Here is a 16,724-nt window from a genome sequence, read left to right as displayed (position 1 = left end):
GGCCCACGCACGCCGCGGACGCATGCGCGGCGCTGGCGCGGCCATTGCACCGGGACGTTTCCGGTGCAATGGAGGAGTGACATGAGCGCCCGCCGCGAGCCCCGCTGGGACCCCGCTTCGCCCGAAGTCCAGGCCAACCCGCATCCTCACCTCGCGCGCTTGCGCGACGCGGGGCCGATCCACCGCCACTTGGAAGCCGACGGGAACGTGGCGTGGATCCTGACCCGCCACGTCGACTGCGCGGCGCTGCTGCGCGACCCGAGCTGGTCGGCCGCGAAATTCCCCGCGTCGGTGCTCGCCACCGTGGCTGCGGACCCGCAGGCGCCGTTCAGCGTGGTGGCGCGCACGGCCCTGCACATGATGCTGCTGAAGGACGGCGCCGATCACGCGCGCCTGCGCACGCTCGTGAACAAGGCGTTCACGCCGCGCGTCGTGGCCGAGCTGCGGCCGCGCGTGCAGGCGATCGCCGACGAGCTGCTCGACGCCGCGGCGGGCCGCGGCGAGTTCGACGCGATCGAGGACCTGGGCATGCCCCTGCCGATCATCGTGATCGCCGAGCTGTTCGGCGTCCCGCTCGAGCGCCACGCCGACCTGAAGCGCTGGTCGGACGCGATCGCCACCTTCCTCGACGGCACGATCCGCGCGGGCGGCCTGGCCGGCGCGGCCGGCGCCTGTCTCGAGATGCGCGAGTATCTCGACGGCCTGATCGCGCAGCGCCGCGCGCAGCCGCGCACCGACCTCTTGAGTCGACTGATCGCGGCGCGCGAGGTGGGCGACCAGCTCTCCGACGACGAGCTGTTCTCGACCGTCGTGCTCGTGCTCGGCGCAGGTCACGAAACCACCACCAACCTGATCGGGAACGGGCTCCACGCCCTGCTGCGCCACCCCGGCGAGCTCGCGAAGCTGGTCGCGCGGCCCGAGCTGATCGGGCCCGCGATCGAGGAGCTGCTGCGCTTCGAAGGACCGGTCACGGTCACCTCGCGGCGCCCGGGCGCCGTGGCGCGCGAGCTGCTCGGCGAACGCATCGAGCCGGGCCAGGAGGTCTCGCTGATGCTGGCCGGGGCCAACCGTGACCCCGCCGTGTGGACGCACCCGGACCGGCTCGACCTCGCGCGCGGCGACGCGCGCCACCTGGCGTTCGGCTTCGGCGCGCACTTCTGCCTGGGCGCGGCGCTCGCGCGGCTCGAAGCCCAGATCGCGCTCGGCTCCGCGGTCGCGCGCTTCCCGAACATGAAGCTCGCCGACGAGTCACCCGAGTGGAAGCCGGGCATCGTGCTGCGCGGGCTGCGCGAGCTCTGGATCAGACTCTAGAGCTGCGCTCGGCTACCCTGGCCCGATGATCGATCTCCACTACTGGCCCACGCCGAACGGCTGGAAGATCTCGATCGCGCTCGAGGAGCTCGGCCTGCCCTACCGGGTCGTGCCGGTGAACATCGGCCGCGGCGAGCAGTTCCAGCCCGAGTTTCTCGCGATCAGCCCGAACAACCGCATGCCGGCGATCGTCGATCGCGCGCCGGCCGACGGCGGCAAGCCGATCTCGGTGTTCGAGTCGGGCGCGATCCTCTTGTATCTCGCCGACAAGACCGGAAGGCTGTGCCCGCGCGACCTGCGCGGCCGCACCGAGGTGCAGGAGTGGCTGATGTGGCAGATGGGCGGGCTGGGCCCGATGTCGGGCCAGGCGAATCACTTCCGCAACTACGCGCCCGAGAAGATCGCCTACGGCATCGACCGCTACACGAACGAGGTGAACCGTCTGTACGGCGTGCTCGACAAGCGCCTCGCGGGCCGTGACTTCATCTGCGGCGATTTCTCGATCGCCGACTGCGCGAGCTGGCCCTGGCTGCTCTCTCACGAACGCCTGGGCCAGACCCTGGCCGAGTTCCCGAACCTGCGCCGCTGGTACGACGCGGTGAAGGAGCGCCCGTCCGTGCGCCGCGGCATCGACGTGGGCAAGGAGCTGCGCACCCCGGGCACCATGGACGAGCAGGCGAAGAAGATCCTGTTCGGACAGACCGCCAAGTCAGTCGCTCGCTAGGCCGGCCCGCGAGCCGCAGGCGAACGTCGTCAGTTGAGACTCAGCTCGATCCGCATCTGCCCGATCAGGTTCGAGCCCGGGCCGGGCCGGTCGTGCACGGTGGCCCAGATCGCGTCGAAGTGGATGCGTGCCCAGCGGTTCAGGCCCCAGACCACGCCGCCGTTGAGCGTGGTCATCGAGCCGCCGTGCACGGGGCCGTCGCTCAGATTGATGTAGGAGATACGCGCGGCGAGCTCGAGGCTCCCGAAGCTGCGCTCGTCCCAATCGAAGGGGACCTTCGGCTGGATGGGAGTGAACAAGCCGGAGCGCGCGTCGTAGGGGCGGATCTCCCCGGTCATCATGTAGGCCGTCTCGAAGTAGCCGCCGTGGAAGAAGCGCGATCCGAAGTCACTGGAGCTCACGAACGACCCGATCCACTCGCCCTGCAGGGTGAGCGGGCCGGCGCGGCGCGCGAACTCCACGCCCACCTGCGCCGCGTCGCCTTGGATGTCGCCGGTGTCGACGAGATAGGGCGAGATCGAGCTCTCGGGACGCGCGCGGTAGTGGATGTCGCCCGAGCCCGAGAACGAGTATCCGAACGAGAGCCCCAGGTGCAAGAGCGCCGCGTTGGGGTCGTCCGGCACCCCACCCGGCCGCCAGGCGGCGCGCAGCGAGGCGCGAAAGGGCGAGTCCGAGGCGTCGCTGAACTGCTGTGACTGGCCGACGGACGAGAGACTGCCGATCAGCGCCACGTCGGGGTCGAGCCAGCGGTTCCGGCCTTCGAGCCCGAGCCGATAGCCGGGCGCGAACGCGGAGACCGGCGCCGCGGCCTCCATGAACGAGCGCTCCGTGCTCGAGGTGAGCTGCTCGAGCGAGAACGGCGGGTCGATGTACCCGAAGCGGACCCGCTCGAACCACGCGGTGGGGTACCAGCCGAGCCAGAAGTCGTTGAGATAGAAGCGCCCCTCTTCGGCACCGAGAGACACCTTGTAGTAGGTGTCGATCCCGTACGAGACGCGCCCGAGCGTCTCGATGCGCAGCCGGCGGAGCTGGGCGTCCCAGCCGTTGCGGTCGTCGGGATTGGCGGACCAGTCGTAGCCGTAGTCGACGAACAGGCTGGCTCCGACCCGGCCCACGATGCCGAAGTCCTGAACGAGCTTGAGCTCCTGCGTGATCTGGTCCGGAGTCAGCGCCCAGACCTCGTAGGTCGGCGCCCCGTCCCAGGCGAAGCGGTGCTCGAGGTGCCAGCTCTCCTCGGCCGGCTCCTGTACGGGCGCGGGCGCGGGCGCCGGCTCCTCCCCCCTCGCCGCGCCCGGGAGCACCCAGAGCGCGGCGAGGAGGAGGCCACGAGTCACTGCGGCGTCGAGGCGAACAGGTTGCCGTGGAGCTGGTCCGAGACCCATCCGATCGCCCGTTGCGCGCGCACGCTGTTGCCCGCGGCGTCGAGCGGCGGCGAGAACGCGGCGATGCCGAAGCGGCCCGGCGCCACCGCGATGATGCCGCCACCCACGCCACTCTTCGCCGGCAGGCCGACGTGATACAGCCAGATGCCCGCGTCGTCGTACAGACCCGCCGTCGCCATGACCGCGAGGATGCCCGGCACGTGCTTCGGGTCGATCACCTGCTTCTTGGTGATCGGGTTCTTGCCGCCGTTCGCGAGCGTGGCGGCCATCTGCGCCAGGTCCTTCGCCGACACGTTCACCGAGCACTGACGCGTGTACACGTCGGTCACCATCTTCGAGTCGTCGGTGATCAGACCGTAGGCGTACATCAGGGCGCCGATCGCCTGATTGCGCTGGTTCGTCTCGGCCTCGGATTTGTAGACCTCCTGGTTGACGTCGAGCGAGCGGCCCGCGAAGTCGCTGTAGGTCGACAAGATCTTCGACCACTTCTCGGCATCGGTCTTGCCGCCGACCATGCCCGTGGTCGCGATCGCGCCGGGATTCACCAGTGGGTTCATCTGGTGGCCCTTGTACTGCTCGATCGCGACGATCGAGTTGAAGACCTGGCCGGTGGCGTCGACGCCGACCGAGTCCTCGATCTTCTTTTCGCCCGCGTCCTGGATCACGCGCGCCATGGTGAACACCTTTGAGATCGACTGGATCGAGAAGAGTGAGTCGGCATCGCCGACCGAATACGACTTGCCGTCGGTGGTCACGAGCGCGATGCCGAACAGCTTGGAGTCGACCTTCGCGAGCGCCGGGATGTAGTCGGCGTTCTTGCCCTCGGTCACGCCCTGGAACTTGGCGTGGGCGTCGTTCAGGGCCTTCTGGATGGCAGCGGCGTCCTCGGCGGCGCGCGCGGCCCCGGCCGTCGCAGCGGCGAAGATCACCGCGGCCAGGAGTGACAGTGACTTGCTCATGCTCGTTTCCTCTCAGCGACCGCCGATGCGGCCATCGAAGTTGTAGTGGAAGGACACCTGGACGCGGGTATCCGACTTGTCGTTGCTGTCTTCGTTCTTGCGTTTGCCCCAGAGGATCTCCGGACCGATGAACACCTGCGGCACCGGGTGCCAGAGCACGTTGATGCTCATGTAGTCGATCTGCTTCATGGCCGTCGAGTGCTGTCCCCCGACGTTGAACTGCCGATGGGCGCTGTAGCCGAGCGAGCTCGTCCAGTGCTCGTCCCAGGTGCGGTTGTAGTACAGGAGCCAGCCCAGCGTGGGCACCGCGGTCACGCTCAGGCCGGCGTCCGGCGCCACGTCGGTGCCCCCGTCGTTCATGTAGTTCGCGATGCCATAGCCGTAGACCACGCCCGAGATGAGCTGGTCTCCGGTCAGTGACTCGACGAGCGAGCCCATCTCGAATACGTTGCCGACGTCCAGGCCCCACCCGACGACGCGGCGGTGGAACTGGTCCCCGGTACCGAGCGTGCCCTCGATGCCGATCGAGCGCAGCAGCGCGGAGAGCTGCAAGTGACCCCAGCGGTCGTTGTAGCGCACCATGCCGGTGAGATCGGGATACTTGTTCCACGGCGTGGCCGTGAGCGCCGGGTCGACGAGCCCGGCCTTGCCGGAGTCGATGCCGGCGCCCGGCGCTTCGAGGGCGACGGCGAGCTTCCAGTTCTCGTCGGAGATCGGCGTCCAGCGGATCTGCGGGTTGCGCAGGAACACCATGCCCGGCGGCCCCCAGTAGTCGATCGTGTTCGGGAAGAGATCGCCGTCCATGAACAGACTGTTGGTCTGGCCCGCGCCCCACTCGCCCAGCTCGCCCCACATGTGGCGCACGCGCATGGTGGTGTTGCCCGCGTCGACGCCCACGCCGTACAGGTCGAACTCGAACTTGGTCTTGATGTCGCCCGCCGCGGTCGGGATGAAGCCGTTGAAGCCGAGCCGTGACTGGCGCACGCTCAGGATCGTCTCGCCGTCCTGACCGCAGCCCGGATCTTGCGGGCAGATCACGGGGATCTTGGAAGGCCGCAGCGTGGCGTTCCAGGCCGGGTCCACCCGGTTGAAGTCGTAGATCCCGTCGAGCTGCAGGAAGCCGTACACGTCGAGATAAGCGCTGGGCTTGCCGGGCGCCGGCTGGGCCGCGCCCACGGCGGGCAGCACTGCTCCGGCGCCGTAGCTCACCTTCTCGACGCCTGCCTTCTGGTCCTCGAGACTGATCAGCGCCTGGTCGATGCGCTTGCGCTGCTCCGCGAGCGCGGCGCGCTCGTCGGAGAGTGCCTGCCGCTCCGCGGCGATCTCTGCCTTGAGCTGGCGCAGGTCGGCTGCCTCGTCGGCGCCGGCCCGGCCCGAGTGACTCGATATCAGCGCGGCCACGCACGTCGTCGCCGCGAGACACTTGAGGCGATTGGACCTCACGGTTCGCCCTCCCCCGGTGGAATGTTGGTGAAGCGTTGCCATCTTGGGGTCGGAGCTCGCGTTCCGTAAAGTACAATCGACGGCTTGGAATCGACGAACAGGGGGAAGGCCGCATGACCTGGACCACGGGACTTTCTGTCGCAATGCTGCTGATCCTGGCCGCTCGCGCACCGGCTGCCGACTCGTCGAGCTACGAGCTCGACGACTCACACGTGCACCTCACGAACTACGTGCAGCAGGGCCCGGACGCGCGCGCGTTCCTGAAGACCATGGGCACGAAGGTCGGGCGTGCCACTCTGTTCGGCATTCCGCTGCAGCAGACCTGGTCGTACGAGAACTCGGGCGACTTCCAGCCGACCTACTATCTGCACACCGACGCACCGCTCTACTACTACTCGTTCACCGACGCGTGGATCGCCTCGCAGTGGCTGTCACTCACACCCGCGGAGCGCGCCCGCTTCGACCCGATGATCACCGGCTCCAACCCGGCCGACATGTACGCGGTGGAGCACATCCAGCGCGTGCTGAAGGTGTTCCCGGGCGTGTTCGAGGGCATCGGCGAGTTCACGATCCACAAGGAGTTCGTGTCTTCGAAGGTCGCGGGCGACACCGCGAGCCTGACCGACCCCGCGCTCGACCGCATCTTCAGCTTCGCGGGCGAGTCCGGCTTGCTCGTGCTGATCCACGAGGACATCGACGTGCCGTTCGCGAAGGAGGGCAGCAAGCCCGAGTACCTGGAGCAGATGAAGGCGCTGCTCGCGCGCCATCCACAGGCCACCACCATCTGGGCGCACATGGGGCTGGGTCGCGTGATCCATCCCGTTCAGGCGAGTCAGGCCGGAGTGACCGAGCGCAACCCCGGCCAGCTCGAGATCGTCTCGTCGATCCTCTCCGACCCCAAGTTCAAGCACGTCTACTTCGACATCTCCTGGGACGAGGTCGCGAAGTGGGTCGTGGCCAGCCCGGAGACCACGAGGCGCACCGCCGAGGTGATCAACGAGTTCCCGGATCGCTTCCTGTTCGGCACCGACGAGGTCGGGCCCACCGACCCCGACGCGTATCTCCACGTCTACCGCCAGTACGACCCGCTGTGGGCGCTCCTCCGCGCGGACGCGCGCCAGAAGGTGCGCAAAGGCAACTACGAGAGACTCTTCGACGCCGCGCGCCACAAGGTGCGCGCCTGGGAGAAGGCTCACCCCTGACGGGAGCGCCTCCAGCCCCAGCCCAGCAGGCGCTGGCTGGTCACCGGCGCCAGCCGCTTCAGCCAGTCAGCCAGGTAGGTCTCGACGCCGATCCGCACGCGCGCCCGGTTGCGCTCGATCGCGCGCACGATCTTGCGCGCCGCCTTCTCGGGCGGCATGGCGAAGCGCTCGAACAGCTCGGCGGTGTTGCGGTTGTCTTCCACGTCCCGGGGCGTCGAGCCGCGCGAGGCGCGCACGATGTTGGTGCGGATCCCGCCCGGGTGAACGCAGGTGACTCCCACGCGCGTGCCCGACAGCTCCGAGATCAGCGCTTCGGAGATGCCGCGCACCGCGTACTTGGTGGCGTTGTAGGACACCTGCGTGGGCACGCCCACCAGCCCGAAGAGCGAGGAGATGTTCACGATCTGACCCTCGTCCTCGCGCAGGAGCTGCGGCAGGAACAGCTTGCAGCCGTACACCACGCCCCAGAAGTTGATGCCGACGATCCAGTGGAAGTCGTCGAGTGACTGGTCGGCGAGCTCACCCGAGACCGAGACGCCCGCGTTGTTCACCAGCACGTGCACGTGCCCGTGCTCGGCCAGCACCTCGGCCGGCAGGCGCTCCATGCGCGTGCGGTCCGAGACGTCGGCCCCGTGCAGCGAGACCTTCCGCCCCAGCGCCCGCACGCGGTCGGCCGTCTCCTGCAAGCCGGCCTCGTTCACGTCCACCAGCGCGAGCGAGCAGCCGCGCCTGGCCAGCTCGAGCGCGACGGCCCGGCCGATGCCGCTGGCCGCTCCGGTCACCACCGCGACCCGCCCCTCTAGCTTCACGGGCCGAGAATACACATCCGGAGGCGCGTTTGAATTAGCTTGGACCGGCTGGATATCATCGCCGCCATGAACTTCGATTTCTCGGAAGACCAAAAGCTGCTTCAGAAGACCGCGCGCGACTTCCTGGCCGAGCACTCGCCGCTGTCCGTGAACCGTGCGGTGCTCGAGTCCCGCAAGGACTGGAACCCCGAGCTCTGGAAGGAGACCGCCCAGATGGGCTGGCAGGGCGCGGCCATCCCGGAGAGCTACGGCGGCGCCGGCTTCGGGTATCTCGAGCTGTCGCTGATCGCGACCGAGATCGGGCGCGCGCTGGCGCCGATCCCGTTCGCGCCCTCGGTGTATCTCGCCACCGAGGCGCTCCTGCTCGCGGGCAGCGACGCGCAGAAGAAGAAGTGGCTCACGGCGCTGGCCGCGGGCGGCGCGGTCGGCACGCTGGCGCTGGCCGAAGGCCCGGGCTTCCCCTCGCCTGCCAGCCTGAAGACCAGCTACTCGGGCGGCAAGGTGACCGGCAAGAAGGTCGGCGTCCCGGCCGGCAACATCGCCAGCGTCGCGGTGGTGGCCGCGAAGTCGGGCTCGGGCGTCACGCTGGCGCTGGTCGACCTGGCGGCCGGTGGAGTGACTCGCCAGGCCACCGACTCGATCGATCCGACCCAGGCCGTGGCGCAGCTCGACTTCGCGGGCGCCCCCGCGGAGGTGCTCGGCGCCGAGGGCAAGGGCCACGAGCTGCTCGAGAAGCTGCTCGACCGCGCGGCCGTGCTCCTGGCCTGGGAGCAGCTCGGCTCGGCCGAGCGCGCGTTCGAGATGACGCGCGACTTCACCATGGGCCGCTACGCGTTCGGCCGGCCGATCGCGTCGTTCCAGGCGCTGAAGCACCGCATGGCCGACGAGTACGTGGCGCTCGAGCTCGCCAAGTCGAACTGCTACTGGGGCGCGTGGGCGCTCAGCGAGAACGACCCCGAGCTGGCCTTCGCGGCGCCGGCGGCGCGCGTGTCGGCCACGCAGGCCTTCGACCTGACCTCGGTCGAGATGGTGCAGATGCACGGCGGCGTCGGCTACACGTGGGAGTACGACTGCCACCTGTTCTATCGCCGGGCCAAGCAGCAGGGCCTGGTGATCGGCACCGCGTCGCACTGGCGCGAGAAACTGGTTCAGAGACTCGCCGCCAAGAGCGCGGCCTAGGAGACTGACTCGTGGACTTCAACGACACCAAGGCAGAGGCTGACTTCCGCGCACAGGCGAAGGCCTTCCTGGACCAGCATCTCAAGCCGCTCGCCAAGGGCGAGGCGAACAACATGCTGTCCGAGCGCGACGATCCCGATTCGCTCAAGCGCGCGAAGCAGTGGCAGGCCACCAAGTACGACAACGGCTGGGCGGTCCTGACCTGGCCGAAGGAGTTCGGGGGCCGCGAGGCCACGCCCATCCAGTCGGTGATCTGGAACCAGGAAGAGGCCAAGTACCGCACGCCGCCGGCGGTGTTCGGCATCGGCCTGGGCATGCTGGGCCCCACCATCATGGCGCACGGCACGCAGGAGCAGAAGGACAAGTACATCAAGAAGATGGCGCGCGGCGAAGAGATCTGGTGCCAGCTCTTCAGCGAGCCGGCCGCGGGCTCGGACCTCGCCGGTCTGCGCACGTCGGCCGTGAAGAAGGGCAACGACTGGATCGTCAACGGCCAGAAGATCTGGACCACCGGCGCTCACTTCAGCAAGTGGGGCATGATCGTGACTCGCACCGATCCGACGGTCGCGAAGCACGCCGGCCTGACCTACTTCATCGTCGACATGGAGTCACCGGGCATCGAGATCCGCCAGATCAAGCAGATCAACGGCGGCTCGGGCTTCAACGAGGTGTTCTTCAGCGACGTGAAGGTGCCCGACTCCAACCGCCTGGGGCGCGTGGGCGACGGCTGGCGCGTGGCGCTGACCACGCTCATGAACGAGCGCGCGTCGATCGGCGGCGGCGGCGGCGGCATGCGCACCGAGGACCTGATCCGCCAGGCGCGCGAAGCCGACTGGAACGGCCGGCCGGCGCTGGAAGACAGCGCGGTGCGCCAGAAGATCGCGGACTTCTACATCCGCTCTTCGGGCCTGAAGTACACCGGCTACCGCACCCTGACCGCGCTCTCGCGCGGCACCACGCCGGGACCGGAGAGCTCGATCGGCAAGCTGGTCGGCGCGCCGCTGGGCCAGGACGTGTCTGCCTTCGCGATGGAGCTCCAGGGCCTCGCGGGTGGTGCGATGGGTCCGGCGCAGGAGGGCTATCTCGGCTCGCCAGGCCTGCGCATCGCGGGCGGCACCGACGAGATCATGCGGAACATCCTGGCGGAGCGCGTGCTGCGGCTGCCGCCCGAGCCGCGGCTCGACAAGGAGACCGCATTCCGCGACATCCCGACCGGCCCCGCCACGAAGTGATTCGCGCGCGCGCGTGATCGTCGCCGACGAGAGCGCGCGCACGCTCTCGCTCGGCGTCGAGGACCTGCTCGACGCCGGCGAGCACGGTGCCGGCTTCGCGCGCGACGAGGCGCCCGAAGCCGCGCCGCTGCGCGCCGAGGCGCTCGCGCAGGCGGCGGCCTCGGGCGCGCGCTGCCAGGTCGCGCTCGAGGTGCCGCTCACCTGGCGTGAGTGGACGCTCCACGTGTCCGGTACCGCCGACGTGCTGCGGCCGGGCGCGCACGGCTCGTCTCTCGAGCAGCTGCGCGTGGTGCCCGACGGCGGTCCCGACGGCGCCGGGCGCGCGCTCGAGCGCGCGGGCTTCACGGCGCTCCTGCTCTCGTACGCGGGTGAGTCGGTCGCGCGGGTAGCGGTGCTCGAGCTCGCTCTCGACGGCAGCGCCTCGCGCGCCGACCTGGTGTTCAAGCGCGAGGCGTGGGAAGACCTGCTGCGCGGGCGGCTCGACGAGCTGGCGCAGCGCGCGGAGCTCGAGCTCGGCCGGGCGCGCCGACGCCGCACGCTCGAGGTGCCGTTCCCGTTCGGCGAGCCGCGCCCGGTGCAGGAAGCCATGCTGCGCGAGGTCGCCGGGGCCGCGGCCTCGGGGCTGGTGCTCTTGTGCGCCGCGCCGACAGGCGTGGGCAAGACCGCCGCCGCGCTCCACCCTTTCCTGTGCGACGCGCTCGCGCACGACCGCCGCGTGTTCTTCGTGACTTCGCGCGGCTCGCAGCAGGAGCTCGCGCTCGAGACACTGCGGCGCATGCTGCCGGCGGGCGGGCCCGCGCTCGGCTTGCAGATCTCGGCCAAGGAGCGCGTGTGCCCGCAGGAGCGGCTGGGCTGCGTCGAGCGCCGCTGTCCCTGGGGCCGGCGCTTCGTCGAGCGGCTGACCCGCACGGGTCTGCTCGACTCACTCGAGACGCGCGGCGTGATGTCGGCCGAGGAGGTGGCGGTCGAGGCGCGCGCGCACGAGCTGTGTCCGTTCGAAGTCACGCTGCGGCTGGCGCAGCGCGCCACGGCCGTGGTGTGCGACTTCAACTACGTGTTCGACCCGCGGGTCGCCCTGCGGCACCTGTTGAACGAGGCGTCGGGGCGCGACCTCCTGGTGGTCGACGAAGCCCACGACCTGCCCGAGCGCGCGCGCGGCGCGCTCTCGCCCGCGCTCGATCTGGACCGGCTCGAGTCGCTGGGCACCTGTCTCGAGCTGCAGATCGAGCCCGCGTATCAGCGTGCCGGGGAGCTCCTGCGCGAGGTGGCGAGTCACTGTCGCGGCGGGGCCGAGCGGCTGGCACAGGAGCGGGAGTCCGTGGCGCCGTGGGTCGAGCCGCCGGCGCGCGGCTTCTGGGAGCCGGTCGCCCTGCGCGCGGCCGTGTCGCAGATGGAGACCCAGGCGCTCGTGGCCCACGCGGCGCCGCTCGACTCGCGCCTCGCCCCGCGGCGCGAGGGCCGCGACGCCCGGCTGCGCGATCCGGTGCAGTCGGCGCTGGCCGACGTGCGTGACTTCGCGGCCGCGGCCGAGGCGGACCCGGACCAGTTCGCCGCGCTCTGGTCTCCCGACCGCGCATCGCTCCTGTGTCTCGACCCCGCTCCGTGGCTGGGCACGCGCATCAAGAGCTTCCACGCGGCGGTGCTGATGAGCGCCACGCTGGCGCCGCTCGAGCACCACGCGCGCCTGCTCGGCGTCGAAGGCCCGCGCAGCCTGTCGCTCGAGCTGCCCTGCCCGTTCCCGCGCGCGAATCGGCTGCTTCTGGCCTCGACCGCGGTCGACACGCGCTTCCGCGTGCGCTCGGAGCACGCCGCGGAGCTCGCGCGCACGATCGCGCGCTGCGCCGCCACCCGGCGCGGCAACTGGCTCGCCTTCTTCCCGAGCTTCGCCTTCCGGGACGAAGTCGTGGCCCACCTGCCGCCGGGCGGCCCGCGCGTGCTCTTGCAGCTCCCGGGTGCGCCGGTCGAGCCGATCTTCGCGCGCCTGCGCGCCAACCGCGGCGCGCAGACCCTGCTCGTGTGCGGGGTACACGGGGGTGTGTTGGCCGAAGGCGTGGACTATCCCGGCGAGCTGGCGATCGGCGTGTTCGTCGTCGGACCGGGCCTGCCCAAGGTCGAGCTCGAGCGCGAGCTGGTGCGCGCCCACTTCGAGCGCGAGACGGGAGCCGGCTTCGAGTACGCGTATCTCGTCCCCGGTCTGGCGCGCGCGGTGCAGGCGGGCGGGCGCGTGCTGCGAGGGCCCGACGACGTGGGCGCGATCGTCCTGCTCGACCGCCGCTTCGCCGAGCCCGAGTATTTCGACCGGCTGCCCGGCTGGTGGCGCGATGAGATCGTGCTCAGCGAGGACCCCGCGCGCGAGCTGGCGGCGTTCTGGCGCGGCGGCCCGGGCCGGCGTTTGCAAGACTCCGGCGCGTGACCCGTCTGGCGCGCAGACTGGCCGGTGTGCTGCTCGTGGCAGCGGCGGCGCTCGTCTATCTCGAGTTCGCCTGGCCGCCCTTCTACGCCTTCGCGCCCCCGGAGCCGTTCCACGGCGACCACTGGTACAACCCCTACGCCGGCTACGCGGGAGGGGGGCTGCTCGCGAACTTCCACGCGCACTCGGAAGCGTGGGGCGGACTCACTTTCGGCAGCACGCCGCGCCACGAGCTCTACGCCATGTACAAGGCCAAGGGCTACGACGTGGTCGGAATCAGTGACTACATGTCGCTGTCTCCGCCCGACGCGCCAGGCGACCTGTACGTGTCGAGCTACGAGCACGGCTTCACCCCGGGTCGCCACCACCAGACGGTGCTCGGCGCCAGTCACGTGAGCTGGTTCGACTATCCAGCCGGCGGCTCGACCCGCCAGAAGCAGTCCGTGATCGACCTGCTGCGCGCGGACGCGCCGTTCGTCGCGATCAATCACCCCACGAAGGCGGGCTCGTACACGATCGCCGACCTGGAGAAGCTCTCCGGCTACGACGCGATCGAGGTCGCCACGAAGTACGGCGTGTGGGACGACTTCTGGGACGCGGCGCTGTCCGCGGGCCGGCCGGTCTGGGGGCTCGCCGCCGACGACGGCCACGCGCAGACCGACCAGGACGCCGGCAGTCACATCGGGATCGGCGCGCTCGTGATCCACGCCGACGCGCGTACGCCCGAAGCGGTTCTGCGGGCGCTGAAGGAAGGCCACTTCCATGCCCTGTACACGCGCCAGAACGAGGCGCCGCTGGCGCTCGAGCGCTGCGAATTCGAGGACGGCGCGCTGCACGTGCGCGTGGGCGAGCGCGCCAACGCGATCCGCTTCTACGGCGCGCACGGCGTGCTGCGCTACCAGGAGCTCGGCCGCGCAGAGGCCAGCTACACGCCGCGCGACGACGATCCCTACGTGCGCGTCGAGGTGCTCGCGCACGGCGCCGTGGTGTATCTCAACCCGGTGCTGCGCTGGGACGGCGTGGCGCTGCCGCGGCCCGAGGCGCGCTTTCTCGCGGCGCCGACCTGGGGCGTGCGCATGGCCGGTGCGGCCATGCTGGCCGTGTTCGCCTGGCTCGTGTGGCGCCTGCTGGTCCGCGCGCCTCAGGGCGGCGGCACGCCCGAGCTCGTGTCCGGGATCCGGAACAGCACGTAGCCGCCGTCGCGCTCGAGCAGCTCGAGCCGTTCGCTGTGCTCGAAGCGCGAGAGCTGCGGCCCGCCGCTGATGCCGATGCGCGGGTGCTGTTCGCCGAACACCACGGCCTCGGAGTATTTCCCGCCCGAGTCACTCACGTACTCGGTGGGCCGGCCGGAGTAGAAGCAGATGCTCGCGGCGTGGCGCAGGCCCAGCACGAGCAGCCGCTCGTCGGGACCGGTGAGCGCTCCGGCGCGCGCGGCGAGCCGGCGCAGCGGCGCGTTCACCTGCGCGTCGACGCGCGGCAGCACGAAGGCCGAGAGCAGCGTGTAGCCGGCCAGCGCGCCGCCGCACAGCGCGAGCCAGGCGCGTTCGCGCCGCTCCTGCCACCACAGCGCCGCGGCGATCGCCCCGGCGGCCAGCGCGAAGCCCGCGGCCGCGCACATCGGGCCCGGATCGAGCCGCTGGTCTAGACCGGGGTGGAGCGCCGTCTTGTCCGACAGCATCGAGGGCGGAAAGCGCGCCGCGAGCGGCAGCAGGGTCACCGCCACCGAGACCAGCGCCATCAGCGCGAACACCGCCCAGAGCGAGACAGCGAACGCGCGGTCGCGGGCGGAGTCACTCGGCCGGGCCACCAGCGCGCCGACCAGGAGCGCGCAGCCCGGCAGCACCGGCGCCACGTAGCTCGGCAGCTTCGTACCGGCGAGGCTGAAGAACGCGAACACGAGCGCGGAAAAGAGCGCGAACAGGCGCAAGTGTCTCGCGCGCTCGTCGCCGGCGCCCAGGCCGGCGCGCGCCGCCGCCAGCGGCAGGAGCGGCGCCCAGGGGAAGAGCGCGCCCAGGAGCACCGGCACGTAGTACCAGAGGGGACCGCCGTGGCCCTGCATGGGCTCGGCGAAGCGCCCCACGTTGTGCTCGACGAAGAGCGAGCGCAGGAAGCCGAAGCCGTGGGCGGCCCCGAGCGCGAGATACCACGAGCCGCCGAGACCGCCCACGATCGCCACGCCGAGCAGGAGCCAGCTCGGCCGCAGCAGCGCGCCCGGCCGTCGGCGCAGGAGCAGCTCCAAGAGCCCCGCCGCCGCCGGCAGCGCGAGCCCGATCGGTCCCTTGGTCAGCACCGCGAGCGCGCAGGCCAGACACGCCAGCGCGAACCAGCGTGTGTCTCGGGCGCGGTCCTCGAAGGCATGGTGCAGCGCGCCGACACACACGGTGAGCCACAGGAGCAGCAGCATGTCGGTGAGCGCGACGCGCGCCAGCACCGCGAACTCGAGCGCGCTCGCGAGCGCGACCGCCGCCGCGAACGCCGCACGCTCGCCCAGGGGCCGGCGCGAGAGCGCGAACAGCGCCATGGGCGCGGCGGCGCCGGCCAAAAGCGTCCCCAGCCGCGCGCCCGCGGGGCCGATCCCGACGAGCTTCATGCCCAGCGCCGAAGTCCAGTACAAGAGCGGCGGCTTCTCGAACCACGGCTCGCCGCACATCACCGGCACGAGCCAGTCGCCGCGGGCCAGCATCGCGCGCGCGATGTCTCCGTAGGCCGCCTCGTCGTAGTCGAGCAGGCCCGTAGCGCCCAGCCCCGCGAGCGGCAGGAGTCCCAGCGCGAGGAGAAGCCCGAGCTTGCGCAATCCGTGTCTCCGGCCGGGGCCGCGCAGCATAGGGAATCGCGCACCGCTACGCTTCGTGCCCGCATGGACGAGAAGTACCGCAGCGCGCTGAATCGCGACGTCCCGCCCGCCCGGCGCGGCGAGTTCGGCGCGCTCGAGATCGGTCCGCTCCAGGTCTGGCCGCCGGTCGTGCTCGCGCCCATGGCCGGGGTCACGAACGCGCCCTTCCGCACGCTGTGCAAGCGCTTCGGCGCCGGCCTCTACGTGTCCGAGATGATCACCGCGCGCGCGCTGGTCGAGGGCAACGAGAAGACACTGCGGCTCGCGGGCTTCGCGCCCGAGGAGAAGCCGCGCAGCCTGCAGCTCTACGGCGTCGACCCGGAGTACGTGGGCCGGGCGGTCGAATGGCTGGTGGGCGAGGCGCGCGTCGACCACATCGACATGAACTTCGGCTGCCCCGTGCGCAAGGTGACTCGCCGCGGCGGCGGGGCCGCGCTGCCGCTGCGCCCGCGGCTGTTGCGCAACATCGTGCGCGCCGCAGTGACTCGCGCGCGCGGCGTGCCGGTCACGCTGAAGTTCCGGATCGGCGTCGACGACGAACACACCACCCATCTCGACTGCGGCCGCATCGCCCGGGACGAGGGCTGCGCCGCGATCGCCCTGCACGCGCGCACCGCCGCGCAGCTCTACGACGGCGCGGCGCGCTGGGACGAGATCGCCCGCCTGAAGGACGCCGTGCGCGGCATTCCCGTGCTGGGCAACGGCGACGTCTGGGAGGCCGAGGACGCGCTGCGCATGATGCGCACCACGGGCTGCGACGGCGTCGTGGTGGGGCGCGGGTGTCTCGGCCGGCCCTGGCTGTTCCGCGACCTGTCCGACGTGTTCGACGGCCGCGCGCCCCAGGACCCGCCGCGCTTCGGCGAGGTCGCCGACCTGATGGCCGCGCACGCGGAGTTACTGGCGGCCTGGTTCGGCGAGTCTTTCGGCCTGAGAGGCTTCCGCAAGCACGCCACCTGGTACACGAAGGGCTTCCGCGACAGCAAGGCGCTGCGCGTGCGGCTGTGCGAGGTGCGCAGCCTGGCCGAGCTGGGCGGGATCCTGGCGGGGATCGACCGCGACGAGCCGTTCTCGCCGGTCGCCGTGCGCGCGCCGCGCGGCAAGAGCGGCGGCACCCAGCGCGTGGCCCTGCCCGAGGGCTGGCTCGAGCATCCCGACGACGAGACACCGCCCGGTGCGGAGGCCGAGGACCCGACCTCGGGCGGCTAGCTGCGTGTCAGCTGCGCCAGGTCTGCGCGCTGGC

Annotated in this window: 13 protein-coding genes; 8 read left to right on the top strand and 5 right to left on the bottom strand. The window is 70.9% G+C overall.

Going from position 1 to position 16,724, the window contains the following annotated elements; all coding sequences use genetic code 11:
* Nucleotides 1-81: 81 nt before the first annotated feature.
* Together VMR86_12760 and VMR86_12755 are read left to right on the top strand one after the other, a co-directional pair.
* Nucleotides 82-1,311, top strand: a complete 1,230-nt coding sequence (locus VMR86_12760) for a cytochrome P450 (protein HTO07915.1) — start codon at nt 82-84, stop codon at nt 1,309-1,311.
* Between the two features lie 25 nt (nt 1,312-1,336).
* Nucleotides 1,337-2,035: a glutathione S-transferase N-terminal domain-containing protein gene (locus VMR86_12755; GenBank protein ID HTO07914.1), complete on the top strand. Its 699-nt coding sequence runs from the start codon at nt 1,337-1,339 to the stop codon at nt 2,033-2,035.
* 29 nt (nt 2,036-2,064) lie between these two features.
* Here VMR86_12755 and VMR86_12750 read toward each other — a convergent pair whose 3' ends face one another.
* From VMR86_12750 to VMR86_12740, 3 genes are read right to left on the bottom strand one after another with little or no spacing between them, the layout of a single operon-like run.
* Nucleotides 2,065-3,369, bottom strand: a complete 1,305-nt coding sequence (locus tag VMR86_12750; protein HTO07913.1) for a porin — start codon at nt 3,367-3,369, stop codon at nt 2,065-2,067.
* Complete coding sequence (gene glsA / locus VMR86_12745; GenBank protein HTO07912.1) at nt 3,366-4,376, bottom strand: glutaminase A; 1,011 nt, start codon at nt 4,374-4,376, stop codon at nt 3,366-3,368. Before glsA ends, VMR86_12750 begins: the two co-directional genes overlap by 4 nt.
* Nucleotides 4,377-4,388: 12 nt before the next feature.
* On the bottom strand, nt 4,389-5,819 hold the full coding sequence (locus VMR86_12740; protein ID HTO07911.1) for a DcaP family trimeric outer membrane transporter: 1,431 nt from the start codon (nt 5,817-5,819) through the stop codon (nt 4,389-4,391).
* A gap of 143 nt (nt 5,820-5,962) precedes the next feature.
* Between VMR86_12740 and VMR86_12735 the strand changes: the two genes are divergently transcribed.
* On the top strand, nt 5,963-7,021 hold the full coding sequence (locus VMR86_12735; protein ID HTO07910.1) for an amidohydrolase family protein: 1,059 nt from the start codon (nt 5,963-5,965) through the stop codon (nt 7,019-7,021).
* On the opposite strand, the gene VMR86_12730 is transcribed toward VMR86_12735, so the two are convergent.
* Entirely contained in the window at nt 7,012-7,830 is an 819-nt protein-coding gene (locus VMR86_12730; protein ID HTO07909.1) for an SDR family NAD(P)-dependent oxidoreductase, read from the bottom strand. The two genes, VMR86_12735 and VMR86_12730, sit on opposite strands and share 10 nt — an antisense overlap.
* A 66-nt stretch (nt 7,831-7,896) precedes the next feature.
* Between VMR86_12730 and VMR86_12725 the strand changes: the two genes are divergently transcribed.
* Genes VMR86_12725 through VMR86_12710 form a run of 4 tightly spaced genes read left to right on the top strand, consistent with a single transcriptional unit; the run spans nt 7,897 to nt 13,844 of the window.
* Nucleotides 7,897-9,009: an acyl-CoA dehydrogenase family protein gene (locus VMR86_12725; protein HTO07908.1), complete on the top strand. Its 1,113-nt coding sequence runs from the start codon at nt 7,897-7,899 to the stop codon at nt 9,007-9,009.
* Between the two features lie 11 nt (nt 9,010-9,020).
* The gene (locus VMR86_12720; GenBank protein ID HTO07907.1) at nt 9,021-10,241 is read left to right on the top strand and encodes an acyl-CoA dehydrogenase family protein; all 1,221 of its coding nucleotides are present in this window, start codon (nt 9,021-9,023) and stop codon (nt 10,239-10,241) included.
* 13 nt (nt 10,242-10,254) lie between these two features.
* The gene (locus tag VMR86_12715; GenBank protein HTO07906.1) at nt 10,255-12,654 is read left to right on the top strand and encodes an ATP-dependent DNA helicase; all 2,400 of its coding nucleotides are present in this window, start codon (nt 10,255-10,257) and stop codon (nt 12,652-12,654) included.
* Nucleotides 12,651-13,844 (top strand): hypothetical protein, encoded by a 1,194-nt coding sequence (locus VMR86_12710; GenBank protein HTO07905.1) that lies wholly within the window; start codon nt 12,651-12,653, stop codon nt 13,842-13,844. The genes VMR86_12715 and VMR86_12710 overlap by 4 nt, the downstream gene beginning before the upstream one ends.
* On the opposite strand, the gene VMR86_12705 is transcribed toward VMR86_12710, so the two are convergent.
* A complete protein-coding gene (locus VMR86_12705; protein ID HTO07904.1) occupies nt 13,793-15,445 on the bottom strand; it encodes a glycosyltransferase family 39 protein in 1,653 nt (550 codons plus the stop codon). The genes VMR86_12710 and VMR86_12705 overlap by 52 nt on opposite strands.
* A 63-nt stretch (nt 15,446-15,508) precedes the next feature.
* Between VMR86_12705 and dusB the strand changes: the two genes are divergently transcribed.
* Nucleotides 15,509-16,690, top strand: a complete 1,182-nt coding sequence (gene dusB, locus VMR86_12700) for a tRNA dihydrouridine synthase DusB (protein HTO07903.1) — start codon at nt 15,509-15,511, stop codon at nt 16,688-16,690.
* The last annotated feature ends 34 nt before the right edge of the window (nt 16,691-16,724 follow it).

It is taken from the genome of Myxococcota bacterium, from assembly GCA_035498015.1.
Lineage (GTDB): Bacteria > Myxococcota_A > UBA9160 > SZUA-336 > SZUA-336 > VGRW01.
This window is presented reverse-complemented; position numbering and strand designations above follow the sequence as displayed.

What these genes read in the sequence shown, in the direction of transcription:
- VMR86_12755 (HTO07914.1), top strand. Translation starts at nt 1,337, where the DNA reads ATGATCGATCTCCACTACTGGCCCACGCCGAACGGCTGGAAGATCTCG.
- glsA (HTO07912.1), bottom strand. Translation starts at nt 4,376, where the DNA reads ATGAGCAAGTCACTGTCACTCCTGGCCGCGGTGATCTTCGCCGCTGCG.
- dusB (HTO07903.1), top strand. Translation starts at nt 15,509, where the DNA reads ATGGACGAGAAGTACCGCAGCGCGCTGAATCGCGACGTCCCGCCCGCC.
- VMR86_12735 (HTO07910.1), top strand. Translation starts at nt 5,963, where the DNA reads ATGCTGCTGATCCTGGCCGCTCGCGCACCGGCTGCCGACTCGTCGAGC.
- VMR86_12760 (HTO07915.1), top strand. Translation starts at nt 82, where the DNA reads ATGAGCGCCCGCCGCGAGCCCCGCTGGGACCCCGCTTCGCCCGAAGTC.
- VMR86_12725 (HTO07908.1), top strand. Translation starts at nt 7,897, where the DNA reads ATGAACTTCGATTTCTCGGAAGACCAAAAGCTGCTTCAGAAGACCGCG.